Source organism: Pseudoalteromonas ulvae UL12, from assembly GCF_014925405.1.
Taxonomy (GTDB): Bacteria; Pseudomonadota; Gammaproteobacteria; order Enterobacterales; family Alteromonadaceae; genus Pseudoalteromonas; species Pseudoalteromonas ulvae.
The window spans coordinates 13,678-39,875 of the sequence record NZ_AQHJ01000028.1 but is presented as its reverse complement, the minus strand read 5'-3'; the positions used below and the strand labels follow the sequence as shown (position 1 = coordinate 39,875).

The 26,198-nt window shown below is 41.2% G+C and carries 19 protein-coding genes and 1 pseudogene; 4 read left to right on the top strand and 16 right to left on the bottom strand.

Going from position 1 to position 26,198, the window contains the following annotated elements; genetic code table 11:
* Window positions 1–30 precede the first annotated feature (30 nt).
* Window positions 31–708, bottom strand: a complete 678-nt coding sequence (locus PULV_RS10490; RefSeq protein WP_086744923.1) for a GntR family transcriptional regulator — start codon at window positions 706–708, stop codon at window positions 31–33.
* 294 nt (window positions 709–1,002) lie between these two features.
* Here PULV_RS10490 and PULV_RS10485 point away from each other — a divergent pair, with 294 nt between their 5' ends.
* Both PULV_RS10485 and PULV_RS10480 read left to right on the top strand, forming a co-directional pair.
* Window positions 1,003–1,749, top strand: a complete 747-nt coding sequence (locus PULV_RS10485) for an SGNH/GDSL hydrolase family protein (protein WP_193331667.1) — start codon at window positions 1,003–1,005, stop codon at window positions 1,747–1,749.
* Window positions 1,750–1,936: 187 nt separating this feature from the next.
* Window positions 1,937–2,611: a hypothetical protein gene (locus tag PULV_RS10480; protein WP_140372861.1), complete on the top strand. Its 675-nt coding sequence runs from the start codon at window positions 1,937–1,939 to the stop codon at window positions 2,609–2,611.
* A 73-nt stretch (window positions 2,612–2,684) separates the two neighbouring features.
* Here the strand turns inward: PULV_RS10480 and PULV_RS10475 are convergent, their stop codons facing one another.
* Entirely contained in the window at window positions 2,685–2,996 is a 312-nt protein-coding gene (locus PULV_RS10475) for an antibiotic biosynthesis monooxygenase family protein (RefSeq protein WP_086744920.1), read from the bottom strand.
* 85 nt (window positions 2,997–3,081) lie between these two features.
* Here PULV_RS10475 and PULV_RS10470 point away from each other — a divergent pair, with 85 nt between their 5' ends.
* Window positions 3,082–3,498: a VF530 family protein gene (locus PULV_RS10470; RefSeq protein ID WP_086744919.1), complete on the top strand. Its 417-nt coding sequence runs from the start codon at window positions 3,082–3,084 to the stop codon at window positions 3,496–3,498.
* A 56-nt stretch (window positions 3,499–3,554) separates the two neighbouring features.
* Here PULV_RS10470 and PULV_RS10465 read toward each other — a convergent pair whose 3' ends face one another.
* From PULV_RS10465 to PULV_RS10410, 12 genes and pseudogenes are all read right to left on the bottom strand, one after another.
* On the bottom strand, window positions 3,555–7,070 hold the full coding sequence (locus PULV_RS10465) for a methyl-accepting chemotaxis protein (RefSeq protein WP_086744918.1): 3,516 nt from the start codon (window positions 7,068–7,070) through the stop codon (window positions 3,555–3,557).
* Window positions 7,071–7,425: 355 nt separating this feature from the next.
* The gene (locus PULV_RS10460; protein ID WP_086744917.1) at window positions 7,426–8,439 is read right to left on the bottom strand and encodes a metal-dependent hydrolase; all 1,014 of its coding nucleotides are present in this window, start codon (window positions 8,437–8,439) and stop codon (window positions 7,426–7,428) included.
* A gap of 143 nt (window positions 8,440–8,582) precedes the next feature.
* Window positions 8,583–11,666, bottom strand: coding sequence for an efflux RND transporter permease subunit (locus PULV_RS10455; RefSeq protein ID WP_193331666.1), 3,084 nt, complete (start codon window positions 11,664–11,666; stop codon window positions 8,583–8,585).
* Window positions 11,667–11,669: 3 nt separating this feature from the next.
* Window positions 11,670–12,686, bottom strand: a complete 1,017-nt coding sequence (locus tag PULV_RS10450; RefSeq protein ID WP_227009394.1) for an efflux RND transporter periplasmic adaptor subunit — start codon at window positions 12,684–12,686, stop codon at window positions 11,670–11,672.
* 190 nt (window positions 12,687–12,876) lie between these two features.
* On the bottom strand, window positions 12,877–13,566 hold the full coding sequence (locus PULV_RS10445) for a DUF4386 family protein (protein WP_193331664.1): 690 nt from the start codon (window positions 13,564–13,566) through the stop codon (window positions 12,877–12,879).
* Window positions 13,567–13,864: 298 nt separating this feature from the next.
* Window positions 13,865–14,244: pseudogene (locus tag PULV_RS10440) on the bottom strand (DUF1203 domain-containing protein).
* Between the two features lie 406 nt (window positions 14,245–14,650).
* The gene (locus tag PULV_RS10435; protein WP_193331662.1) at window positions 14,651–15,151 is read right to left on the bottom strand and encodes a GNAT family N-acetyltransferase; all 501 of its coding nucleotides are present in this window, start codon (window positions 15,149–15,151) and stop codon (window positions 14,651–14,653) included.
* Window positions 15,152–15,298: 147 nt separating this feature from the next.
* Window positions 15,299–15,904, bottom strand: coding sequence for a DUF998 domain-containing protein (locus PULV_RS10430; protein ID WP_086744912.1), 606 nt, complete (start codon window positions 15,902–15,904; stop codon window positions 15,299–15,301).
* Window positions 15,905–16,043: 139 nt separating this feature from the next.
* Window positions 16,044–16,547 carry a DUF1579 domain-containing protein gene (locus PULV_RS10425; RefSeq protein ID WP_086744911.1) on the bottom strand — a complete coding sequence of 168 codons (504 nt, stop codon included), beginning with the start codon at window positions 16,545–16,547 and terminating at the stop codon, window positions 16,044–16,046.
* Window positions 16,548–16,879: 332 nt separating this feature from the next.
* A complete protein-coding gene (locus tag PULV_RS10420) occupies window positions 16,880–17,314 on the bottom strand; it encodes a hypothetical protein (RefSeq protein ID WP_193331660.1) in 435 nt (144 codons plus the stop codon).
* 360 nt (window positions 17,315–17,674) lie between these two features.
* Window positions 17,675–19,996, bottom strand: coding sequence for a family 20 glycosylhydrolase (locus PULV_RS10415; protein ID WP_193331658.1), 2,322 nt, complete (start codon window positions 19,994–19,996; stop codon window positions 17,675–17,677).
* Window positions 19,989–20,444 (bottom strand): PfkB family carbohydrate kinase, encoded by a 456-nt coding sequence (locus PULV_RS10410; protein ID WP_193331657.1) that lies wholly within the window; start codon window positions 20,442–20,444, stop codon window positions 19,989–19,991. Before PULV_RS10410 ends, PULV_RS10415 begins: the two co-directional genes overlap by 8 nt.
* Before the next feature lie 1,503 nt (window positions 20,445–21,947).
* On the opposite strand from PULV_RS10410, the gene PULV_RS10405 reads away from it, so the two are divergent.
* Window positions 21,948–23,768 (top strand): alpha/beta hydrolase family protein, encoded by a 1,821-nt coding sequence (locus PULV_RS10405; protein WP_227009393.1) that lies wholly within the window; start codon window positions 21,948–21,950, stop codon window positions 23,766–23,768.
* Window positions 23,769–23,887: 119 nt separating this feature from the next.
* Here the strand turns inward: PULV_RS10405 and PULV_RS10400 are convergent, their stop codons facing one another.
* On the bottom strand, window positions 23,888–24,919 hold the full coding sequence (locus tag PULV_RS10400) for a methionine synthase (RefSeq protein WP_086744905.1): 1,032 nt from the start codon (window positions 24,917–24,919) through the stop codon (window positions 23,888–23,890).
* A gap of 42 nt (window positions 24,920–24,961) precedes the next feature.
* Complete coding sequence (locus PULV_RS10395) at window positions 24,962–25,936, bottom strand: DUF1852 domain-containing protein (RefSeq protein ID WP_086744904.1); 975 nt, start codon at window positions 25,934–25,936, stop codon at window positions 24,962–24,964.
* Window positions 25,937–26,198 lie beyond the last annotated feature (262 nt).

The following is a 26,198-nucleotide window of genomic DNA, read 5'->3' as shown; positions in this document are numbered from 1 at the left end:
TCTTTTACTCAATTTGAACGGTTAGAGTCGCTAGGTGGCATCTGCGGCCACATTAAATTTTGTTTCGATATTCGCACCTGATGAGGCAATGTGACGCTTCATCAATAACTCAGCTAATTCGCCATCTTTTGCAGCAATCGCGTTAATGATGGCCAAATGCTCATCAAACGCACGGCTAACACGGGGGCCATTCATGCCCATTTGCACACGGTACATTCGAATTAACTGATAAAGCTCATTGCATAACAGGTGGATCAGATGGCTATTTTTACTGCCTTTGATGATGCGATAATGAAAGTCTAAATCACCCGCTTCTTGATAATACGATTCACCTTGTTTAACCCGCTGCTCCGTCAAGTGCAAATCAAGCAAAGCTTTTACTTCTGATACTTCTTCATCAGACATCATCTGCGCAGCCAGCCGACAAGCAAGCCCTTCAAGAGAAGCACGCACCTGGAAAATTTCTTTTAGTTTTGTTTCAGTCAAGGCGACGACGCGACTGCCTACATTGGCTTTACGTTCGACTAAGTGACAACTTTCCAAGCGATTGAGCGCTTCGCGTAAAGTTGCGCGGCTGACCCCGTAGCGTTTTGCTAATTCTGGTTCAGAAATCTTGCTACCCTGAGGGATATCACCTTCAACAATTGCCTGACGAATGTCGACAAAAACTTTATCTGATGCTGTTTTAACGCTGTTATCTGAATCCATTGGTTATCATTGTCGACAATTAATGAATCGAACTATGGGTGATGACAACCAGTAAGTCAAGTGACACTTTTAATAATTGTCGACAATCAACCTATAAAAATGCCAATAAATGCCATTTACACGCATATAAACACAAAATAATTAGACAATTTGATGGTTTATTCTGCAAAACAATGATTATTCATAACTGAGACAGGTTCATTTATTGAACAATGTCGATTACACTCAATTGTTCAAACAGCCTCAATAGGTTGTAAGCCAACACGGCTAATTAATTACAAAGGATCACTCTAGATGGCTCTAGACTACAGATTTAGTCTCACAGTGTTTATTATCTTAGTTTTATTGCAAGGCTGCGGGGGCAGCACGCATTCTGAAGCTATAAACAATGAACAAAACAGCATTGTCGACATCAATAACAATCTCGCTATTACAGACAATACCAATGTCAGTGCTTTTAGAATTCTCCTCTTTGGTAATAGCCACATTGCAGGCCAAGGCTCTTTGATTACCACGTTAATCCGCCACGCAAACCCTAACGTCACCACATTGACTCAATCACTCAGTGGCGGTTATTTAAGCGAGCAACTCACTCAGTCTGCGGCCATTAACACTCTTGAAGATAACAATTGGACACATGTCATCTTACAAGGCCAAAAGTATTCACAATCAGGGACCATAGAGTACAGCACCACCGCAGCCCAAACACTGATCGCAAAAACAAAATCCCTCGGCGCAACCCCTATTTTATTTCCTGAGCACCCTCAAAAAGGCAACAGCACAGAAGCTCAACGAGTCTACGATATGCATCAGTCAATCAATGAACAACAACGTAGCTGCGTCGCACCTGTTGGCCTTGTTTGGGATTACGCCATGGCTCAACGCCCTGACTTGTCTTTTCATAGCAAGGATGGCAATCATGCCAACCCACTCGGCAGCCTCTTAACAGCCATGGTGTTTTATGAAACGATCACAGGTCAGCCAGCAGAATTATTGCCTATCATTTCTGAGCTGAATATTGACGGCCCATTACAACAGTAATTAGGTCAATGGGTGTCTGTTGTATTGGCAAATCATCCACCCTGTTCCTTTTAGCCTAAAAGCTGTTTTGTGATTTTGATGGCTCCTTCTTAGCGCCATGCAAACAAAATCGAACATTTAAAATGTTGAACACGTTGCACGTCCATCCGTATCATCTCTTAATTGAAATAAAACACGGATGGAAAATATGAATAAATTATCACTACTTGTGGCGGCGTTTAGTACCAGTATGCTTACCCTGCTGAGCGGCTGTGGCGGGGAGACTATCATTGACAAAATAGACGAAGGTGAAGTGGACATCACCTTTGTGAATAGCCTTGATGATATGAGCAATTTTCATTTAAAGCGCAATGATATTTTACGAAAAAGTGATGTCGACAATTTATTCGAAGATAAATACAGCATTGTCAGCGATGTAGAAAAAAATAGCGCCTCGACTTCTTATCGCTATCGCTACAGTTTAATTGAAAATTCCATTCATGTCGGTGTGATTGATAGTTTGAACTTAAGCCAGTCAGCCCATACAAACCACACTTTATCCAACAAACATCAGTATTGGGCGATAGCTTGGCATAATGGCAATGATTACGCGATGACAAGCATTAAAAAAGCCCCCTCAAACCAAAGTGGTGTCTATAAAATACGAGTGTTTACCCATCAGGATCTCAGTTTTACTCTCAATGGGGTCGCGCAAAATAATAAAATCCAAGCAGGTAAAGTGACTGACGCTTTATCTATCACCCAATGTGCAGATGGTTTAATTATTGATGACAATCCCATTGATTTATGTAGTGGCGACTTTGGTCAATCGTATTTAGTCATTGCTGATGCCACTGGTTTAAGACTCTTATTGCCCGAATAAAAACCCGCTAATACAATAAACTAAGCCGAACAACTCTGTTTTTCGGCTTATGCTTGCCCTAAATTTACAACGGTTAACCTGCGACTTTGCTTGTAGATTCAAACGTATACTCACGTTTGAGCTCCAGCACTTCAACACGGTATGACTGATACCATTTATTTTGTCCCATTGATTGCGCTAATGCATGAGATGGATCATTTTTCCAAGCGAGTATTGAGGCTTCATCAGGCCAGTATGAAATCGCGATTTCCTGCTCACCTTCTGTGGCGGCTACAAAATCAAGGCAAGCATATTTTTCAAACGCCAGTTCCCTCATTTTCGCAACCATCTCTGTGTACTGCTGATCTTGCTGTCCCGGCTTCGCCCTAAAAATAACTACAAACATATTCATCCTAAATTTAAAAATAGCATTGTGCTCACGCTATGAAATCTTATAATTCGCCTTAAGTATATCTTTAAGAGTGCAAAACATGAGTAATAAAGAACTATTCGGCAACAATCCGCTACAAGGTGTCAAACTAGAGCAAGTAGTCAGCGAGTTAGTCGATCAATATGGATGGGAATTACTACATGCGTATTTGCAAATAAACTGCTTTAAAAACAACCCAAGCTTAGAAGCAACGGTGAAGTTTTTACGTAAAACACAATGGGCACAAGAAAAAGTCGAAAACTTTTATTTATATCGACTTAAAAACCTGCCAAAACCTGACGATGTTCAATATCAATTGCCACCACGTGACAGAGTGATCCCTGAAGATCATCAACCGGGCACACCTTGTGAACTAAGCTTTAGTGATGCAAAACGCATCCAAGAAAAAAAGCGCAATAAAGACCTCGCCCGCGATCGTAAAAAACGCCAAAGTGACAGCAACCCTTGGGGGAATTAATCCTCTTGCCATTAAACGACCAGCGTTAATCATTTAACACTGGTCAATCTCTTCTATTATTGCGTTAACAGTAACACGCCAGAACCATTCCCTGTTTGTTTAGATAATTTGAAGCTCTCTAAAAGCGTTAAGGTACTTTGAGATTGCCCGGCTAAATTTTGACTTGCGCTGGCAATTTGCTCTACCAGTGCTGAGTTACTTTGTGTCACTTTATCGAGCTGCTCTATCGCGGTTTTTGTTTCTTTGACACGATATTGTTGATCAATCGATTCGGTCGCTATTTGGGTCGCACTGCTGGCCGCTTCTCGTATCAAACTGATAATTTGACGTAACGTGGCCCCTGATTCTTGCACTAATACTGAGCCATGCTCGACTTTACTCACCGTCTCAGCAATCAGTTGAGTAATTTTTTTCGCTGAACTTGCACTTCGCTGAGCTAAGTTTCGTACTTCTGCAGCGACAACCGCAAAACCACGGCCAGAATCCCCAGCCCGTGCCGATTCAACCGCGGCATTCAATGCAAGTAAATTAGTCTGAAAAGCAATTTCATCAATCACACTGATAATGTCTTCGATGCTTTTACTGGCTTGATTAATTTCTAACATACTGGCAATAGCACGCTCAACCACTGTGCCTCCTTCCTCAGCAGTGTCACTAGTGGTTTGCATCCGAGACTCAACTAATTTAGCTTGATCAGCATTTTGCGAAACCATATCGGTAATGTCTGACATAGTGGCGTTTATTTCTTCAAGTGACGCAGCTTGTTGCTCTGTACGTTGGCTTAGATTTGTATTTCCTTTACTTATTTCGTCTATGCCATTGAGATTTGCAAGTGAGGCTAATTTTATCTTTTCTATTACGTTGCTAAGGTGATCCAAAGATGCATTGGTATTTTGCTTTAATTCATTAAAGCTTCCTTGGTATTCGCGCTCAATCCTTGGGCTAAGATCACTGTTAGCCAAGCTAGACATCACATGTTGGCAATCTTCAATGACATCAGCGCATCGGCCAACAATTTGATTAATCCCATCACTAATTTGCATATAAAACCCTTGCTTCGCATTTAGGTCAATGCGTGTTTCTAACTGGCCGGCCTTTGCTGCATCCATGATGGTCGATAAATCTCCATTAATAAAAGCTTTGAGTTTAGCAATAGTGAAATTGGTATCGTCTTTCAGTTGGCCAAATATCCCTTCATAGCTCACCATAATAGGATCGCTAAGCTCCCCTTGTGAAAGTTGCTGAATCGCATCAGCAATATCTAAAACAGCCGATTTTGTATCAGAAATCATTTTATTAATATTTTGTTTTAGCGTGGCTAAATCACCGCCCAAGTTAGCCGTGATTTGATGGCCAAAGTCCCCTGCTGAGGCGTGTTTCATCACACTATTTATATTCGTTACTCCCACTTCTAATTGATGTGTAGAGCGATTGAGTGCTTGGCTCAATTTACCCAGTTCGCCTGGAAATTTTTCCGAAATACGAACCGATAAATGCCCCTCAGCAATATCGTTAGATGCACGAACAATTTCTTCAAACGTTTGCCTGTATTGTAAAATTGTGTGATTTAATTCTTTACCTAATAAAGCAAAATCACCTTGCAATACCTCAACATTAAGGGTTTTAAATTCACCTTCTGCTAAATACGAAAACGTCTGCTTAATGGCATTTAACGCTTGTTGATTTACTTTTACGGATTGATTTATTGAATGTTGCAATTGAGCAAATGCCCCTTGGTATTGCCCATCAACATGAGCAGAGAAATCACCTTTTTCCACAGCCTGCATCGCTTGGACGATAGCAGAAACCGAAATATTTATACTCTTGAGCGCCGAATTAATACTGATTTTCACTGCATCAAGAGTTCCACTAAGGGGTACGTTGATTTCTTGGCTAAAATCTCCCTGACTAATGCCATTAACCGATCGCTCTATTTGTATGAGCGCTTGTTCGGTTTGTGACATTGCAGTATTCACTTTATCTCGCAATTGCCCTTTAACATCATCAGGCAATCTGACATCTAACCGCCCTTCGGCTAAGCCATCAATGACCATTTCGAGTGAACTCATTGTCGACGCGACACTGTTTGCCGAGCGATTGATCCCTTTTTTCAACGAGGCTAGATCGCCGACGAACTCACCATTGATACGTTTAGAAAAATCACCTTCAGCAATCGCATCACAAACATAGACGGCTTCCCCTATCGCGCCCTCTAATTTATCTAACATACGATTAAACATTGTGGATGTGATGGCTATTTCATCTTCACCGACTATCTTAGAGCGGGTTTTAAAATCAAATCTGTTTGATACATCACTGATTGAATTATTAATAATGGCTAAATCTTTGACCATCTTATTTGCAATCGCGCGACCGATCCCAAACAAAGCAACCAATAAGACAACACCAAAAAGCACTTCTAAAATCGAGATCCACATCAAAGTGTTGGCTTTCTCATTCACATACATAGCTAATTGTGCTGACTTTTTCTTAACTAGTTCATTCAATAAATCAATTCTTCTCGTTGCAACTGAAAACCAGTCACTGGCGTTGACTGACAATAGCGGGTTATACATCTTTTCAAACTGTTGGATACCTTGAAAAACTGCGTATTTTTGTGAGTCTGAAGTAGCCTCATTAATATTTTCAAGAATACTCAGTAAATGGTTACGTTGTGTATCAGAAAATAACGCGTGTGGCTGATTGAGTTCAGTTTTAAATGCATTAAATGCCCCTTTGTTACCTGTAGATAACAGAGAGACTAAGCGATTAGTATTTTGCTTAAGTAACAGTGTTTGATTAAACACATCACGCATTGCATTGACCTGCTTGACTGCATCATCATTGAGCAACACATCAAATTGCTGATTAAACTCATCAGAACTAAAGTGAATTAACCGCTCTTGGAAATAATGTTGCTCTGAGAGATAGCTCTGTATTGCCACAGCTTTACTGATCGGAAGCTCCCCTGATGTAAATACACCATTCAACGCCCCTCGCTCTTGGCCTGCCTTTTCTTTTAACCACGTGAGGGCAAGATAAGCTCTGAACATTTGACTTGCGAGAGGATCGTTCATCTCTGTCATCACTTGCTCTAATACTGTCAACGCAGTCGCATTAATATTTGAATAATAGGTAAAAGGTGAGTGAGGAGGACTAAGCTCAAGCACCCCTTGTCGCAGTGTATCCCGTTTTAATATCTCTTTTTCCAACAGATCTAATAATCTTAGTTCATCACGATGCGCAGTCAGCTTTAGCGCAGGCAATATACCTATCAATTCATAAGCAGCATTGTCTGCATTGATGTATTGCTTTTTTAAAGCATCACTGTCGCCGCCTTTACGAGCCAAGTACCCTGCTGTTAAGCCTCGCTCTACTGCAAAATGATGGGCAACTGCCGCAAGTTTTTCAGCTTGTAATAAACGGGCCTGTACAGACTGTTGTCGTTGGGATGCGTTTATATTTTGCCAAACTAGATAACTCAGTAACAACGTGATAATCATAAATGGTAACAATACAACGGTATTGAACTTAGTTTTAATGGTACTTTTTTCTAAAAACAAAGTTAACATTACTAAACACTCCCAGCTTAACTGTTACAAGCAGCACAATGTAAAAATATCGTATTAACACTTTAGTGCACCTCAGATACATCCGCGAGCCAAGACAATGAATTACCGATATTTATTTTAAGAATAATCTATGCCGCCATAAATATTCATGACAAAGCTCAAAGTTCGAATGTAAAAAGGCAAGAGTTTTTAAAAAGGAATATCAACTTGTTGTAGTAATGTAGTTACGCACCTACTTATGTGTAAGTAATCATGCAATCGCAGCTAGAAATGGCTCGATAGCGGGTATTATCTAAAATGAACCTTGATAACATATTCTGTTTTCCCTGATATATTTAAAAACACATACACACCATTATTTGGTGTTGATAGGTTGATCTAATAACATCGCTAAAAACATATCCCGCTGTTGTTTACTCAAGTGTCGGTCGGTTTTCACTGTGACAGCTTGGCTTGGTTTGTTACTGTCGAACACTATCGACCACATCGGGGCAATGTGCTGAGGTAACATGGCATAGCGAATATCGCCAAGTGCATCGACCTGCGATGGCATCCAGATAAGATAACCATCACTAAAATCATTGAATCGACTAATATCGTTGAATAAAACACTAGTAGAAGGTAATTTTTTTGAGTCGGCTTTCAAATCAAATACCTTAGCCGCCGCACCTTCATAGACGGTGATATCACCAAACATCCCTACACGAATAGCATCAACATAATAATGATTTTCACTTTGATAAATTGAGCGCCAAAGCACTACATTACCTAATGTAGGCTTGACGATTTGACGGGAGATAGAGTGCTGCCGTGTTAGCGCAAGTGCCTCAATGTGTTGCTGGACACGAGCTTGTTGCAAGGCACCAAAACATACATAACACCCTGCAACCAACAAACCATAGCGGGCAAATGATGGGCGCACGCGTATAAAACTCATCAACAAGGCAATCATCAACACGGCAGAAAAGAGCGGATCGACAATCGCAATCACACTCCAAGCAATCTTTTGATCAACAAAAGGCCATAATAAATGAGTGCCATAGCTAGTAAGTGCGTCTAAAAAACCCGCGGTTGCATAACCAAGTAGGCTATAAACGTAGATCCGTGAAAAAGCGATTTTGTTACGAAAAAATGGCCATAACAACAACGCAGCCAACAAGGCTCCCAATGGAATGAACAACAACGAATGACTAAAATGACGATGAAACTGCAAGGTTAACAGTGAGTCTGTTGACGAGCGAATGAACACATCTGCATCAGCTAATTGCGGTGCAATAAAGCCAATCACAGTCGCCTGTTTTAGCTCTGTAGGTTTTGCCCCTGCTTGAGCCATGACCGCACCCAATAATCCTTGAGTCACACTGTCCATCTATTTTGCCCCAATTACGTTGTTTTACTCGCCTAAAACGTCACGCTTGCTAGTGGCGTTTATTTCATCTATCAAAACACACTTTCTTTTCGTAACACAAATAAAAAAGGCGACTCACTGTCGCCTTTTTAGCTAGTAATAAATCAAGAAACGTGTTCGAGCTCTTTCACCAGTTGCGCGGTTTCGTCGCCTCGGGCTCGAGTAAAACGGGCCAAACCTAGATAAATGACTGGAGTCAAATACAAAGTAAACACCACCGCAAGAGATAAACCACCAAATACCACCCAACCAATTGCATTACGCGCCTCTGCACCCGCTCCGGTTGATAAAATAAGTGGTAACGCCCCCAGTAAGGTCGATACCAAGGTCATGGTGATTGGTCGTAAACGCACTATCGCCGCTTGTTCAACCGCATCTCGCACTGATAAGCCTTTATCACGTAATTGATCAGCAAACTCTACCAATAAAATCGCATTTTTGGCGATTAAGCCAATTAACATGACCAAACCAATTTGCGAATAAATGTTCAGTGACGTATCAGTTAAATAAAGCGCCAAAATGGCCGACGTAATACCAAACGGAACCGTAATCATTACCACTACCGCACTATTAACACTTTCAAACTGCGCAGCCAGTACCAGTAATACAATCAAAAAAGCCAATACATAAGTTAGCAGCACTTCATTGGCGGTTTCTTCGAAGGTTAACGCCTCTCCCTTAAATACCATAGTGATCCCATCAGGTAATGTTTCTAAAGAGAGTTCACGAATTTTTGTCACCAATTGAGCAATGCTCATATTCGGTGGAAGCTCCATATCCAGTTCAATAGCACGACGTTGTGCATGGCGTTCGAGCTCTGCAGCGACGCCCTCTTCGCTAATCGTCGCCACACTGCTTAGCGGCACCAGTTGTCCAGTTCGGGTTTTAAGATGTAAATTTGCTAAATCGCGCGGATCGTTAATCGTCTGATTCTGAGCTTGCAGCATAATAGGCACGGATTGATCGCCAATATTTAAATCGGCAATATCATCCCCATTAATCGCCGCTCGCAGCGTCACCGCAATATCACTGAGCGAAACACCCAGCTCGTCGGCTCGGCGCCGGTCAATATTAACGCGCAATTGCGGCTGAGATGGTTGGTAAGACACCCGTACGTTACCCACACCTTCGATTGCTTGCTCTATCTGTTCAGAAAATGCCTGAGCAGCAATAAAAATCTCGCTGTAATCTTGCCCTAACAAGGCCAGTTCAATCCCGCCTCCTTGGCCCCGTAAATTCAAACTATTAGAACCCGATGGATACCCAGGCGCACCTGGGATCTGACTCAGCGGCCCGCGAATTTTATTGATGATTTCTTGTTGGCTAAAATGACGCTCGTCCCAATGTTTTAATGGTACGGTGATAAATACAATATTGGGATCCCATTGACCCACCACAGTATAAATTGATTCAATTTCACCACTTTCGACAAACGGCAATAAAATATCTTCCATTGCAATGGCTTGGCGATCCATAAAATTAAGCCCGACCCCATCTGGGCCTCGTGCAAAAATACGGATTTTACCTCTGTCTTCTTTGGGCAACAGCTCATTATCTAAAGTTAAATACAAGCCTCCAGAACCTACCGCGACCAATAAACACACACAAAGAGTGAGCCACGCATGATTGAGTACCCAAGCAATCGAAAGACGATAAAACTCAACAAGATAGCCACCGACTTTTGCAAAAGGATGCGCTTTTTTTGCTTGTTTCAGTTTTAGTTTAGAGGTCAAGGCCGGCACCAGTGACAGCGCGACAAAGCTCGAAATCACAACTGCACCCGCTAACACCCCACCAAACTCTCTAAATAATCGTCCAGCGGTAGAAGGTAAAAAAGCAATCGGCACAAACACCGCCGCGAGCACCGCAGTGGTGGCCACCACTGCAAAAAACACTTCTCGGGTACCAATGACAGCCGCTGCACGGCGCCCTAATCCTTCGGCGCGTTGGCGCTGAATGTTTTCACTGACCACAATGGCATCATCGACTATCAAACCCGTTGCCAGCACAAGCGCAAGCAAGGTTAAAATATTAATTGAAAAGCCTAACGTCCAAATTAACGCAAGCGACCCCACGAGTGCGACGGGAATTGCAAACGCAGGCACTAACGTCGCGCGCCAAGAACCAATAAACACCCAAAGAGTGATCACCACCAACAACACAGTTAAGATCAACGAATAAATCACTTCGTCCACGGAGCTGCGAATAAACTGCGCATCATCAGAAGTGAGGGTAAATTCAAGTTCAGGAAAGCGCACACGCATGTGCTCAAGCAAAGCCAGCACTTCATTTGAAATTTCAATGGTATTCGATTGCGCTTGGCGAATAACCTCCATACCAAGCACGGGTTGCCCATCTAAACGCACCATGGAACGCGGATCGGCCGGGCCAAAATAGACTGCTGCAATATCGCGAATTCGTGTGTCATCGCGGACAATTATATCTCCAACTTCTTGAGCTGTGACTGACGTTGCATCGGCGCGGACTATAACTTGTTGGTCATCGGATTTTAAACTACCTGCAGGCACATCAAATGGCGCTTGTCTGAGGACTTCTGCGACATCTGGTACGGTTAAATTAAAGCTCGCCAATTTTAGCGGATCCATTCGGACTCGCAGAACTCGGCGGCGATCGCCATTTAAGCGCACATCCGCCACGCCGGGAATGGTTAAAAATTGCGGCGCTAAGTCTATTTCGACCCGCTCCGTTAATGCCTCCAGGGGGAGTGTTGCACTTGATACAGTCAAAGACACAACTGATTCGGCATTGTTGTCGGCTTTAATAATTGAAACCCGTTCAACCTCTTTTGGCAACTCACGCTGCACCCGTGCCACTGACTCTCGCGTTTCATTGGCCGCATCTTCTAAGTTGATGCCAGGTCGAAACTCAACCACGATGCGAGCGCTGCCTTCTTCACTTTGGGCGCGAATGGATTTTACCCCACTGACACGTGCCACTGCCCCTTCGAGTTTACTGGTAACTTCTGTATCGACTGTTTCAGGCGAGCCCCCCGGAAAAGACGCGCTGACCGTCAAAAATGGGCGATCCACATCTGGCAGCTCTCGTACTTCAATGGCTGTTATCGCGGCGATGCCCGCAATGATGATCAGCAAATTGAGCACCACAATTAAAATAGGACGGCGGATCGCCATCGACGGTAAATCTTGCAGCATAGGTAATTGTTTCATCACTTAATCCTGCAAACGGGTGACAGGTTGGGTCAGGGTCAATTCTTGATCCGCTCTTAGGCGTTGCACTCCTTCCACCACAAGCATCTCACCTTGTGTTAAATCGCCTGCAACCAGTAACCGCCCCGCTAAACGCTGTTCAATTTTCACATCAACACGTCTCGCCTTGTTGTCGACACTTTTCCAGACATAAGGACCCGTTGCTCCCCATAACAAGGCGGCTTCAGGCACTGCGGCGTATTGTGCGCCATTGACTTTAATGTGCACACGAAAACTCATGCCAGGCATAAATTGTCCAGCTTCGTTGTTGATGCTGACACGGGTACGTAATGTCCGAGTTTGTGGATTGATCCGTGAATCGAGCTCGGCAATGTTAGCGTCTAGCTGCTGATCACTTTGCCAAGGACTGACAGTAATCGAAGGTGTTTGTTTGAGCATCGCTATCGTATTTTCGGGCGCATTAAAATTAATAAATAATTGCTCGATGTCATCAATAGTAGCAATCATCGTCTGCGGGGTGATCCGATCGCCCACTTCCACATCGGTTAGCCCCATCACACCTGAAAATGGCGCAAGGACATGGCGATCTTCAAGCTCTGTTTTCGCTTGCATCACCACCACTTTAGCCAGTTCATGAGCTGTCATCGCATCATCAACCTCACTTTGTGGCACAGCCCCTTTGACTTGACTCTCTTTGAGGCGAGTCAAGGTACGCTGTGCATCGGCCAAACGAATTTTAGCCTCCTGCAGTGACGCCTCTTGCCGACGAGAGTCCAATGTCAGCAATATCTGCTCCGCTTGGACATGATCCCCTGGTTTAAAAAATATCCCTGTCACTTTATCGCCCACCGCAGGATAAATTTCGACCGATTTTGCGGCTTCTGCATTGCCCACCGCTTGCACACTGTGCTCAGTGCGTTCAAGTTTGATGGGCTCAACAATGACATTTGCGGCATATGCTTGACTTGCAAGCAACAGGCATACAACCGATATGGGATACAAAAGAGTTCGCGCGTTCAAAAGACTACCTAGCTTAATTATTATTCTGATTGGATACGCAGTGTAGCAAGACTGTGATCAGATAAATTAACAAATCGATTAACACGCTATTTAATGCGTTAAACTGAATCCACTGATTATTTTAAGGCAAATGAAGGTGGAGCGGAGCAAACCAACACACAAGAACACGTATGCTGGTTTGACTCAATGACTAAGCAAACGAAGTCGGTGTATGAGGCTGATCCTTTAGCATAACGATCCCTAATACTAAAAACCACACAATCTGGCCTAAACCAAAAATAGCGGTAGTCGCTTCAAAAAATACATTCGAGGCTAAAAAAGACAGCCCAGAAAAAAGAGATAACACACCTGCGATCCCCACTAACATCCCCCAATAATGAAGTAGCGGGCTATAAACACGGCTCTTTAAAGCAACATAACTGATGACCAATACCCACACCGCGCCAACAAGTTCAATCCCCCCACCTAAGGCGTCTACAATGATAGAAATACCGCGATTTATGATTAAAGCCTCTTCTGGGTTTACCTGATGAAATTTTGCAACCACGCCCAGGCTCGTCAAAAAAATTAAACTACTGGCCAATACAATACCGACCCAAAGGTACCCCACCGCAGCTGAAAATTTCATTAGTTCAGGGGAAACCTGCTTGAAACGCTGATAAGTGGATTGCACCAACACAATCAACGCAAAGCTAAACACAATCCCAATAATTAAATAACCAACAAAAAACGTATCGCGATTTTCAATTAAAAACACCAAATAACGTTCCGGCGTGTCGTAATCTGTAGAATCTAACACTCCAAAAAATAAGACAAATCCAAAAATATACACAGCCGCCTCAATAATAGCGGCAATCCCACCCCACTTTTGTATCGACATGGTTCATCCTTTTTTATAAACAATGCTTGTTTGTTCTTCGTGTTATCACATCTGGCGAGTACTGCGCACTCCATGAAAATTGCTCAACGAGTGTTTGCTCACCCCTGTTAGTTTTCGCCTGTTGGTTCACGCCTAAAAATTGAGTATTTTTATCTATCAACACCACAAGTTAGCTTTACTAACTCACAGACAAAACAACACCTAAAAAATATCTCTTTGATTTTAAATAGTATCAATAGAAATTCAATATCGCATTTCTCAATGAATACAAAGCTGGGATAGATAAAGGTGCGAGGAGTTATGCACGGCGCACTTCACAGTTAAAACAACCTGGTTTTGCATTATGTACATGAATATATTCAACGCTTTTGTTATCAAACATTGTAATGATGTGATTTTCTAAATCACGGCCTTCAACTACTCCGGCATCAATCATCATGCCATCAGAGGTATAGCCTCGTAATGATAAGCATCGATGGCGTAACATTGTAGGCACCTCACCCGGGACACATGTCGTTTTTTTGCTTGTTTTCTGACAAAAATCGGGCCCGCGGCTTTATAAGGGGATGCGACATCATGATGCGTAAAAGAAAGAGCTAGCACCTGCTCGCCCACTTGTGCATCTTGTAATGACACCCGACATGGGTAGCCAGGGCAAGAATCAACGGTTAACCACATCGCATTATGTTGCAAAAGTTCAGAATCACTCATGTCTGTATAAGATGCAAACAACTCTTCAGACAAAGCGACAAATACAAAATTATTTTTCATTATAAAAAGCCCAATAGGTTAATCTATGAGCCGAACATTGGCTCTATTTATTGATGTTTAATTGTTAACAAACAATAGCCTAGTTCCTATTTTGACTCAATTGTTTAGTTCGTTTAAATTGATACTTTGAATTGAGGTTTTTTATAAGGTTTCAGTGGGGTGTTGCGGCATTTTTAAGGCTAATTAAGGTTAACTTTACTTAGTGCATTCTGTTCTGTAGCGTTTCAATATTATGCGAAATATACGACACCTATTTTTTCTTCGCAGTCGAAATATAAGTAATGCCTATTAACGAGAGATCGGATCATATCTGTTATGAGTATTTTGCAAAGAACTCTATACAGCTTAGCTGCTTACCATTTAAGGTTTTAGTGTTTACATTTCTACTTGTAGCTTCGAAACCAAATTTTCTTAATACATGCATTGATGCAGGATTATTTTCCAAGACCAGAGCTTTCAGCTCGGTAATATTAAATTTACTCTGAGCAATATTTATTAGCTGTGATAAACAAAAACTAGCAACCCCCTTACCGGTAAACGCTTTTGCTACACGATAACCAACAAACGCTTCATTATTGGAGATGTCTTTAATATTTGCGCGTGAAACTATTATGTTATCTTGAAGTAATACTCCACTATATCCAGTACCGTTATCCATTTGAACGTTTAATAAATCAATATGTTCGGTGACACCTTTTATTGAATAAAACGATTTAGCTCTAGGTTCAATGAGTGTCTCAAACCATTGCTTATTGTCTAATTCAAAATCTAAAAGTTGGCTAGCGTGATGTTTAGCCAGTTTTTCAAACACCATATGAACCTTAGATACGCATAACGAGCCTGTAGAACGACTCGTTTTTAATTTATTAATCAACACACGATAACTGAATGCCTATTTTGGCTCAATCATTTAGTTGATGTTGAATGGACATTTAACACAATGTTTTTTGGGATTTATTGATTATACCAACACTAATGAAAATATACTTAGCCACAACAGTTGAAAGCCATAAGAAATACGCTGATGAGTGCCTGGATTGGTTTGAGATTTTACAGCTTTAGCCATAGCAACAAGATAATAAATAGCCGCCATAACAGAAACAACTGAAAAAATACGGAAATACAGAGGAATAACTTCCGTCGTTGGACTGATAGCAACTAAGATGGGTGCTACAACTAACGAAAGCAACATAATGAAACCAGCCCAAGAATGAACCTTACAATTAAACGTTGGACTTTGAGTAAAAGGATCTGCGTCCATGGGGAAATAACCCGCAACCCACGTGCCCACACCATGGATAATAACAAGCCAACCTGTAATGTTAACCAAGATTGAAACGTCTGAGAGTTGCGCCAAATACCAACCAAAAAAGCAAAATAAAAAGCCTAGAGGGTAATTGTTGATTAAAGGAGACAGCTTTTCTGTTGGGCTACCTGTTGCACCTAATTCACTACAAAATTGTTTAGAGTGGCTATAACCATTATAAAATCGGCTCGCAATATAAACACCAATGACGATCCAAATAGTTGCTATTAACCCTGAATAAATCGCAATACTTTCAAACACCACCAAAGTCCTTTTTGTACCGAGGCCCGCATAAACTGCAGAGCAAGTTAGACACTTTTTTTTCGCCTTTTGATTTTTGCAAAAATCGCTCAGCTTGCACAGCCAAATTTAATGCACTTGTTAACCAATACATTACAGATTATTGGCTTTGTGAAAATTCCATAGTCCAATTAGTTTCCCAAGTTTCACCATTATCTTTTGAAAATGCTTGTTCCCACCTTGGCTTACTTGGATCTAACGAGATCCATTTAAATCTCACTTTTATATTAACTCCGTTGAGTACATCATCTGCACAAAATACTCCTACACCTTCAGTAAACCGACCTACCACTGGCACATCTAATACATCAGGAAAGCGCCCATCTAACCACCAGATAGACCATAAATTTAATTCTGCATTATAAGAGCGTAAGGCAACAGCTCTAAATGACGACTCAGGAAATTGAAGGTAAACATCTTCTAAATTTCCAAACCCTCCCATGGTTTTTCGTGTGGAAGATTTTCCTTCAAACTCAACCCACTCATCACAGTCATTTAATAAATTTTTCAACCTACGATGTTTTACATTCCAATCACCAATTATAAAATCAAAGTCCTTTGGTGCGGACACTTCTAAATCTTCTAGCATAAATTCCCTGCGCATTCGTCATCTAAATTATTGGGGATTATACATACCACTGTATTTATGTACAGTTTCATGTATATTTCACCGAACTATATCCGTTGGCTAACGCATTACTCTGCGGAAGTTTAAGAGCGTCAGTGAGTTCATTTACGTAGAAGCAATTTGCGTGTTTTCATACTATAAGTTATTAATTTGTTTAAAGTAACGGTTTAAAGCAATGATGAGAATAGATATCGTTGTATAACGTCGATTACAACCGATAACGCAGCGAGTCGGCTGCTTGCCCTTGATAATCATTGAACCTCTCCCTTAAGACACAGGCTTATTAGCAAAGGCCTGCCTTATAAATACTAGCCTCGTAATTGTGATGTTATTGAGTCTTGAATAGATTTTTCATATTCCTCATCGCTGACTAAATCTAGACATAGCTCCTTTGTACAATAAGAAACAGCCTTTATTGGCTTATTGTCTGAGTTTTTTGCTGTTATTTCGTAGAGAGTATAAGACTTAAACTGACTTATATTTACTACAACGTCAGTTGAATCCTTTTTAAAATCAGCCACTAAATCTATATTATTTAGTCTGAAATTATAAAAGTACATACGTTGAAAGGAGTCTGTACAGGCATATAAGATTGAAAAATCTTGGGCAACTAAATCTGCCATAGCTTTACAACTTGAATTTAAAACTAAAGAATCAGGAAGTATTTTCACAATAACTCCGCTTTCTTCTTTGGCTGATAGGTTAAAAGTTATGAACAGTAGCACTATGGTAAAAATTTTCATTGGGCTTTCCTTGTATATATAACAATTTAACTTGTCCCAAAATGGGATTTTTAAACACACCATTTTGATGGGTTTTAACATGTTCCAATAATGCCAACGAATTTTAATCGTGTAAACAGATACTGACTGAGGCTATTTTGATGATATGGGAAAAATCATAAACACTGTATTCATCAACAGTATTATTTTGCTCACCCCTCGGATCAAAAAGCGCATTGAACATCACGTTTACAACATATCCAATCGTGACATAAAGTCGTTTACACAAACAGCTTACCAATAACACCGATGCCACTCTCACCCACAGCAACATTGCAAAGTTATCAGGCTCACACACAACTTAAAGTTCATAAGCACGACTTACAAACACTGCCTTTGTGCCATTTTTAATTTGTTGATAGAGGCTATCACCTGTGACACCGTGCCGTTGTGATTAACAACGGGCTGAAAAACACTCAAATCAGTGTGTTGTTTTAATGCCTGTAGGATAGCTCGATAGCTAACTTGCCACTCTTTTATTGCAATAAAGAGTTGATGATTTTCTTCAATCATTTTTTGCCATGACAACAATTGAGCTTGTAAACCCGATAGCACAGCTCCTTGGCATTTCGCTTGATAGTCTGCCACTTGATGGTCGAACTCTCGCAATTGCAGGCTTTCTACCGGCAACACATCAACTAACTGATCCAGTGGTGCTAATTGATGATATTCATCTCGCAAATAGGCTAAATGATGTAACGTATAATAATGTGCAGGTTCAATTAGCTGACTAAAGCTGAGTAATGCATCTAAATCCTCTGATTTTATGCCGAACTCTTGCTTTAAACGCTGCATCAATTGCTGTTCGTGCAATAAGCCAACATGATCGGCAGCATAACGCGTAATTTTACCGAGCCTTTGGTACATGTCTTGCTCATCAGTTACACTAGGCGATGACCATAAACGCTCGGCAATAGCATAAAGCCTTGGCCAAATTCGGGTATCGAGATTGTCTGTGGTGACCATTTCTGACCAGATGGTTGCTTCACCGCCAAGTACTTGACCTGATTGCGACCGTTGTTGTTTAGCCCTCAATTGTGCATTGAACTCGCTAAGTGATTGGGCGGAGCGATTGACCTTAGCCGAAAACCCATAGGGCGTATTGCCAATAAATGCCTCAAACTGGCTATCTTTTTGTGTATTAAAATGAAGATCTGTTGGCCCCATCCATGTATCGAGTGTCACCCTATACTGGCCTTTGTTACTGAGCGCCTCAACCTTATCGCTAATAAACTGCCCTTTTCCGTTTATCTCTATTCGCGCACTCAAACTTTTCTGTTGATTGCGAAATACCTCAACATTTCCGGTCACCGCCGCCCCTTTTAAGCGAGTCAGAGTAAAACTGACACCACCCAGCAGTTGCGTCGCCGTCACCATTTGCTCAGTCTGAGCGATTGGGTGATTACGATAATGGTAACTTGTCCACTGTGGCTGATCGATATAAAAACCACTGGAGAGCAAACCATCAAACCCAGACTCTCGGATCGCTGCTAATGAATGATGCCCGCGCCAAGATTGCACTAAAGTTTCTGTTGGTAAACTTGAATGCAGCACCTCATCCCAGCCAATCATTTTCTTATTATATTTAGCTAAAATGACTGCAACTTGCTGATTGAAATAAGCATGCAGTGCATCGCTATCAACGAGTTTGTTTTTTGCCATATACGCTTGGATTTTCGGGTTTTGTTGCCAATCACTGTCGTCGACTTCATCCCCTCCAATGTGCAAATAGGGATCAGGAAATAAGCCTGCTAATTCAGCCACCACGTCATCAATAAATTGGTAGACTGCTGAGTTACTTGGATCCAATAGCGGTTTAAACACACCCCAATGGCGTTCCATTTTCGCTAAAGTTGTGCCACTCCCAAGAGATGGATAAGCCAATACAATCGCACTGGCGTGACCGGGCACATCAAACTCAGGCACAACACGAATACCAAGCTGCGCAGCATAGGCCACTACATCTTTAATTTGTGCTTGCGTGTAATACAAGCCATCCGATGCCGTTTGATGTAACTTGGGATAACTGTTTAATTCGATTCGCCAGCCTTGGTCGTCAGTTAAATGCCAATGAAAAACATTTAATTTTGCTGAGGCTAATCCGCGCAAAGTGCGCTTTACATCTTCAACGGGTAAAAAATGGCGTACCCCATCAAATAACAAGCCACGCCATAAGTAAGTCGGTGCATCATTTATAGTTAAATGTTGTAGTTGGCGGGGTTGTTCAGCAAAAAACAGTAATTGCGATAAAGTAGCAAGCCCGCGCAGCATGCCATATTGATTTTGGCTGCTTATAGTGATCACCTGATCATTAATATCCAAACGATAACCTTCATCCATGCCCAAATAAGGCAAAGGAGGCGCCTGTTCAGCCACGTTTATCAACAATTGTGCCTGACGCTTAGCTGTCCACTTTATGGCTTTAAAATGACTGGTCAATAATGACTGTGACAGCAAGGGTTGTAAGGTGCCTTGTTGCAAGTGTGCCACGTTGACTTGTAAAATTTCATCGAGTTGAATATGCCCAACTTGCACTTGGATCTGACTTGGCATCGGCATCAATGGTGGGGTATTTGCAGCGAAAGCTTGGGAGAAAAAACAAACAATCAAAGCGATAACAAACAGGTAATTAGACTTATTCATACATGCATCCTTCAGCAGAAATAGGTACTAATAATGAGCGAAGCAGCACACAAGTATCAACAATGGCCCCCGCTGCCAATATCACTTGGCTTGCAAGCAGGTTCACCGTGGGGAGCGCTTGTCCAATACTCGCTCCAGATAAAAACTCAGCCAAAAACCCTGCAGAAAACGCCTCCCCTGCTGCGGTCGTATCGACAACCTGTTTGGCGGGTAAAACGGGGTAACCTACTAATGCTTGTTGTTGCAACACTAACGTCTCCTCTATCCCTTGCTTGACGATTAATAACTCTGGACAATAAGCTTGATAAAACGACACCAATTGCTGCCTAGAACAATGGCCAAACACCCCAAAATTATCCTCATTGGTAACATTGCTGGGCATGCGCTTGGCTTGGTCATAAAACAGCACGATAGTTACTGTCAAAAATGAAAAATATAGGACAGCCATAAATATCTCATTGATTTTATTTGATATAAGAAAAAATACAACAAAGAATTTCTAAGGGAAATAGGATATTTGGATGCATCACGGCACGTAAAAATGATTAGACTTTGCTGATGTTGCTAACTCAAAAGGTTGATGGAGATATATCGATAAAAAATTGGTTGATAATCGCTATTTCAGCCATGACAAAGTGAGGCCGTTGCCTATTTCATTGAAATAAAAATAGCGTTGTTAAAACTTAGCCGACTCCGTGATACTAACTGTGTTGATACTAATGGGCACATTGTCTGAGCGTGCTTGGTTGGCCTGCGAAACTGCTATATTTCCGCCTGAAGTTTTATACCGCTCCAAGCAACATGGCGATTTCAATCCCTAGCTCAACTAATATCTTGGGTTGTGTTTTACTGATAGCGCCGCGCTTTTTTGGGTCAAAATGGCGGCCACTCCAGTCTGCTAGTTCTAACCTATTATTAGAAAGGAATCCAATAACTTAAAGGAAATTGGTTGGGGATGATAAAAAAACCGTCCTTGGCTCTTAGCTCCTGCATTCGTCCTAAACGGTCGCACGGCCTGTGCGTTCTTAATATGTAGTTGGCTCTAAGAGTCAATTGACGCTAAGTTCAAAAAACACAGCGTAAATAAACGTCACCTAGTCATATTAAGATCCAGTTCGCTCATCTTGAGCATGTCCTTAACATCACATCCGTTGATGGGTCCTTCATTACCAGAGCGTTAACTATCCTAGTCACACTCATTCCTTTGGCATGGTTGCAATAGGTTATCGGGGGCACTCTTGCAATAGACGAAATGTACCAAGTTGATGATTTTTATCCTATTACAGCCTATTACAACTGTGCTTGAATTTCGTTCATACGCTCAGTAGAGCGATTCAATTGTCGTTAAAAAATTAGATGTTTATTGGATATGAAGAGTCACTTGACACAGCCATTTTCTTTGACTGCTCAAAATGGTCTGATGTAAATCTGCGTAAGGTTAAATTACTAAGCCAAAGTGGCAATTTAGCATGCCATTATCATAACTTTACGTTGAAGACATGCCTAGGTAATACAGCCACAATACAGAAACCCTATTCATACTTTGTTATGGCTCTTTTACAACTTCTGTGAGGAGCCAACTTTACACTGGAAATAAACAGTGCTTTATATTCACTATTAAGGTGTGAGGCTGTTTGTAAATAGGTCTGCTTGCTTATTTTGTTATATTCTCACTGCTCTGTTTGTAAATTTATTTAACTCACTTTTAAATGCAAGTTGTCGTTTACCAGATGGCGGGTGATAGATATTACCTCCTAACTTTTTTATAACTTTTTAATAAAAACATGCTTTTAGCTTGAAACGAGAATAAGGTACAATGTTAGTGAATTCATAAAAAATAAAAAGGATAACCATGTATTTCATCAGGCTTGTTTTATTTTGTGTCATATCAATAAGCTTTAATGCATTTGGTACTAACACTCTCGAGAACTTTTTTGCAAAAGGAGGGTATGTGGATGTTAAGATCTCTCCAGGGGGAGATTATTACTCTTTAACTTATAATGAAGATACTGAAAGAAAATTAGTCATTCTCAATAAAGAATCAGGAAAGATAACAGCTGCCTTTTCATTTGGTGAATATCAAAGAATTAACTCTGTCGTTTGGCTGAATGATGAAAGACTGATGATGTCAGTCGCTAAAACAGTGGGCTATTTAGATACAAAAGGTGGAAGGCCTTATTATGTTGTAGCCAATTACGATGGTTCGAATAGACGAGAAATTCTATTTTCGACGACATCATCTTTAAGAGTAATCAGTACATTACCTTCAGATAAAAACAACATTTTAGTCACCAAAGGTCATTACAATGATGATTTTTCGGTAAAAATTCACAAGCTAAATATTTATACTGGCAAAATGGATTATATTGCTGGTCAACCAAAAGAAGATGTATTTGGCATTACCACTGATATTGAAGGCAACCCAAGAATTGCGTTCCATTATCAAGAAAACGATAAGCAAAATTTAGGTGAAGGTGATTTAAGCGTATATTTTAAACAAACAATCAACGATGATTGGAAATCTCTGAATCTAGAAAAGTTAAAATACAAAAAAGGCGATACCCTAGCATTTTTAGGGATGAACTTAGCTGGAAATAAAGCTTACATCCTCAGTGATTCTGGCAGAAAAACAACCGCAATTTATACCTTAGATTTACAATCTCAAGAATTATTACTCCTTGCAGGACATAACAGTGTCGATATTTTAAATCCTATTATTGGCCCCAAAGGTGATGTAATTGGCGCTACTTTTGACCCAGACTACCCTCAGTATCAGTATTTTGATACTTCCGGTGAAAATGCTATTTACAAAGACTTAAGCGACTCGTTCAAAAATTACAGATTAGAGTTCACTAGTCATTCTAAACGTAAAAATCTAGCTGTCTTTAGAGCAGAAGCAGATACTTCACCTGCAGCTTTTTACCTCTATGATATCAATTCAAAAAAAGCCACATTTATAGCTGCTACAACTGAAGCTGTTGATAAAAAGAGCTTATCAATGATGGAACCTTTTAGAATAAAATCCCGAGATGGAATTGACTTAAATGGTTACTTGACAATACCTAAGGGGCTTGCAGATAAAAACCTACCTGCTGTGGTGGTGGTCCATGGCGGTCCTCATGGGCCTCGTGATTATTGGGGATACAATAAAGAAGTGCAGTATATCGCGTCTCTGGGCTATGCAGTGATACAAGTCAATTTCAGAGGATCAGGTGGTTACGGTCGAGCATTTGAAAAAAGCGGCTACCAAAAATGGGGGAATGAGATGCAAAACGATGTGACAGATGCTACACATTGGGCTATCAAACAAGGAATTGTAGACCCTAATCGAATCTGTATTTATGGTGGTAGTTACGGTGGATATTCTGCCTTGATGGGCGTCATTAGAGAACCTGATCTTTACAAATGCGCGATTGGTTATGTCGGCGTCTACTCTTTACCTGAAATGAAAGAAAGTGGTGATATCCCAACGACTGAGCAAGGAAGAAAATTCCTCGACATGGTCCACGGTATTGATATGGCAGACATGCAGGCTCGCTCGCCTTCTTTCAATGTTGATAAAATAAAAGCTAAATTATTTATCGCGCACGGTGAAGATGATGTTAGGGTTCCTATGGAACAATATAATGCTCTAACAGATGCTTTAGATAAAATTGATTACGCTTATGAGTCTATGGTTAGAGACGAAGGCCATGGTTATCACAAGAAAAAGAATCAAACTGATTTTTATACTAAAATGGCTTCATTTTTTGCAGAAAATATCGGTAAATAACAAGGTTTAGTACTCAATAACGAGTAATGAGAGTGATAAAACACTCTCATTACTTCAAGATTTAAATAGTCATCAATACTTCCAACCTCACTAGTGCTGTTTATAAATATAAGAAGTAGCTAGTCTGCCAACAGCTCTTCTCGCACTAGTTTTGCTCCTGCGCTTAAAGCGTGCAGTTTTGCTTGTGCAATGTGATCCGGTAAAGGTGCCATACCGCAATTCGTACATGGGTAGAGCTTATCTGCATCTACATATTGCAGAGCTGCTCTGAGGGTCTTGGCGACTTCTTCTGGGGTTTCTATTTCATGCGTTGCCACATCAATCGCGCCCACCATCACTTTTTTGCCTCGGATCAACGCCAGTAATTCTATTGGCACATGAGAATTGTGACATTCTAGTGAGATAATATCGATCTTCGACTGCTGCAATTTAGGGAAAGCTTGTTCGTATTGACGCCATTCAGAGCCTAGGGTCTTTTTCCAGTCTGTGTTGGCTTTAATGCCATAGCCATAACAAATATGCACGGCGGTTTCGCACTTTAACCCTTCGATGGCACGCTCCAAACAAGCAATGCCCCACTCATTCACATCATCAAAAAAGACATTAAATGCCGGTTCATCAAACTGAATAATGTCCACCCCTGCCGCTTCTAATTCTTTGGCCTCTTGATTGAGAATTTTGGCAAATTCCCAAGCGAGTTTTTCACGGCTCTGATAATGCGCATCGTACAAGGTATCAATCATGGTCATGGGGCCAGGTAAAGCCCATTTTATAGGTTGCGTGGTTTGCTGGCGTAAAAATTTGGCATCATCCACAAACACTGGTTTTTGGCGACTCACCGGACCAACAACAGTGGGCACACTGGCATCATAGCGGTCTCGAATTCTCACTGTTTTACGTTGTTCAAAATCAACGCCATTGAGGTGTTCAATAAACGTGGTTACAAAGTGTTGCCGAGTTTGTTCGCCGTCACTGACGATATCAATCCCCGCTTGTTGTTGATGCTGTAACGACAAACGTAGTGCATCTTGCTTACCAGCAATCAGCTCGTCGTTATGTAATTTCCACGGTGACCACAGTGTCTCGGGCTCAGCCAACCACACGGGTTTAGGTAAGCTGCCAGCGGTTGAAGTAGGTAATAATCTTTTCATAGTGTTAACTGCCGTAATTTAGGTGAATAACTGTACAAGGTGTTACAGATAATTTTGTGACCACTGTTCAAGCACAGTTTGATAAGGCTTGATAAAGTGTTCTTCGGCAAATTTACCTTGCGCGCAAGCAAGCTGACTGCGTTCATGGCGGTCGTAGACGATTTGCGTCAATGAATGATCACTGTTTTTCAAGTTTGGCTGATAAGCTCGCCCTGCCACTGCATTGGCATTGTAAATTTCTGGGCGATAAATCTTTTGAAACGTTTCCATGGTGCTTATGGTGCTAATAAGCTCTAGGCTACTGTAATCATTGAGCAAGTCGCCAATAAAATAAAAGGCCAATGGCGCAACACTGTTAGGTGGCATAAAATAACGCACTGCTAAACCCATCTTTTTAAAATATTGCTCAGTCAATGACGAATCATTTGGCTGATACTCAATACCTAATACTGGATGCTGGTTGTCGGTACGATGATAAGTTTTATTATCTGAGACACTTAAACAAATGACCGGAGGCTTGGTGAAGTTGTCTTTATAAACGTTGGAGTTTACAAAACTCTGAAACAACTTACCGTGCAGCTCACCAAAATTATCCGGCACACTAAACGTTGGCTGATTTTTATTATGGTTTTGCAGTAAAACACTAAAGTCATAATCACGCACATACGACGAAAAGTTATTGCCAACAATCCCTTCAATACACTTATTAGTATGATGATCAACAATGTTGGTTTTTAATACCTCGATTGATGGAAACGCCTCACCACTGCCTACGACATCAATATCAACAGAGATAATTTCAAGCTCAACCGAGTAGCGATCGGCTTGCTGATTATCCCAATCGGCTAATGCATTAAAGCGGTTATTGATCATTTTCAGTGCATTACGCAAATTCTCTTGGCGGCTTGTGCCTCTGGCTAAATTTGCAAAGTTAGTCGTAATACGCGTATTGCTGGCGGGTTGGTAATGTTCATCAAGCGCTGTGCGTTTGAGTGTAAAGATAAAGTCTGTGTTCATAGTCGTCAGGTATCCAGTATGTGTATGCAATGATGCTCGTGTGAACCGATTAAATGCGTTGTGTTCTGAGCGTTATGATATTTATACGTGGATCGGTACAAATTGAAAAACGGTTTAATTTCACCTGCAACTTGAAGCTGCTTCATGCATGAGTAAAAAGGAACAAGCGCAAAAGCTGATAATGATAATTCTGTACTCTAAAAAACCGCACAACTCATTTAGATGGATGGACATCTAAAATTAAATAATGAAACGTGCGTTA

Bases quoted from the DNA above. Each gene is read 5' to 3' on its own strand.
- PULV_RS10490 (WP_086744923.1), bottom strand. From the start codon at position 708: ATGGATTCAGATAACAGCGTTAAAACAGCATCAGATAAAGTTTTTGTC.
- PULV_RS10485 (WP_193331667.1), top strand. From the start codon at position 1,003: ATGGCTCTAGACTACAGATTTAGTCTCACAGTGTTTATTATCTTAGTT.
- PULV_RS10480 (WP_140372861.1), top strand. From the start codon at position 1,937: ATGAATAAATTATCACTACTTGTGGCGGCGTTTAGTACCAGTATGCTT.
- PULV_RS10475 (WP_086744920.1), bottom strand. From the start codon at position 2,996: ATGTTTGTAGTTATTTTTAGGGCGAAGCCGGGACAGCAAGATCAGCAG.
- PULV_RS10470 (WP_086744919.1), top strand. From the start codon at position 3,082: ATGAGTAATAAAGAACTATTCGGCAACAATCCGCTACAAGGTGTCAAA.
- PULV_RS10465 (WP_086744918.1), bottom strand. From the start codon at position 7,070: ATGTTAACTTTGTTTTTAGAAAAAAGTACCATTAAAACTAAGTTCAAT.
- PULV_RS10460 (WP_086744917.1), bottom strand. From the start codon at position 8,439: ATGGACAGTGTGACTCAAGGATTATTGGGTGCGGTCATGGCTCAAGCA.
- PULV_RS10455 (WP_193331666.1), bottom strand. From the start codon at position 11,666: ATGAAACAATTACCTATGCTGCAAGATTTACCGTCGATGGCGATCCGC.
- PULV_RS10445 (WP_193331664.1), bottom strand. From the start codon at position 13,566: ATGTCGATACAAAAGTGGGGTGGGATTGCCGCTATTATTGAGGCGGCT.
- PULV_RS10435 (WP_193331662.1), bottom strand. From the start codon at position 15,151: ATGGTGTTTGAAAAACTGGCTAAACATCACGCTAGCCAACTTTTAGAT.
- PULV_RS10425 (WP_086744911.1), bottom strand. From the start codon at position 16,547: ATGCGCAGGGAATTTATGCTAGAAGATTTAGAAGTGTCCGCACCAAAG.
- PULV_RS10420 (WP_193331660.1), bottom strand. From the start codon at position 17,314: ATGAAAATTTTTACCATAGTGCTACTGTTCATAACTTTTAACCTATCA.
- PULV_RS10415 (WP_193331658.1), bottom strand. From the start codon at position 19,996: ATGAATAAGTCTAATTACCTGTTTGTTATCGCTTTGATTGTTTGTTTT.
- PULV_RS10410 (WP_193331657.1), bottom strand. From the start codon at position 20,444: ATGGCTGTCCTATATTTTTCATTTTTGACAGTAACTATCGTGCTGTTT.
- PULV_RS10400 (WP_086744905.1), bottom strand. From the start codon at position 24,919: ATGAAAAGATTATTACCTACTTCAACCGCTGGCAGCTTACCTAAACCC.
- PULV_RS10395 (WP_086744904.1), bottom strand. From the start codon at position 25,936: ATGAACACAGACTTTATCTTTACACTCAAACGCACAGCGCTTGATGAA.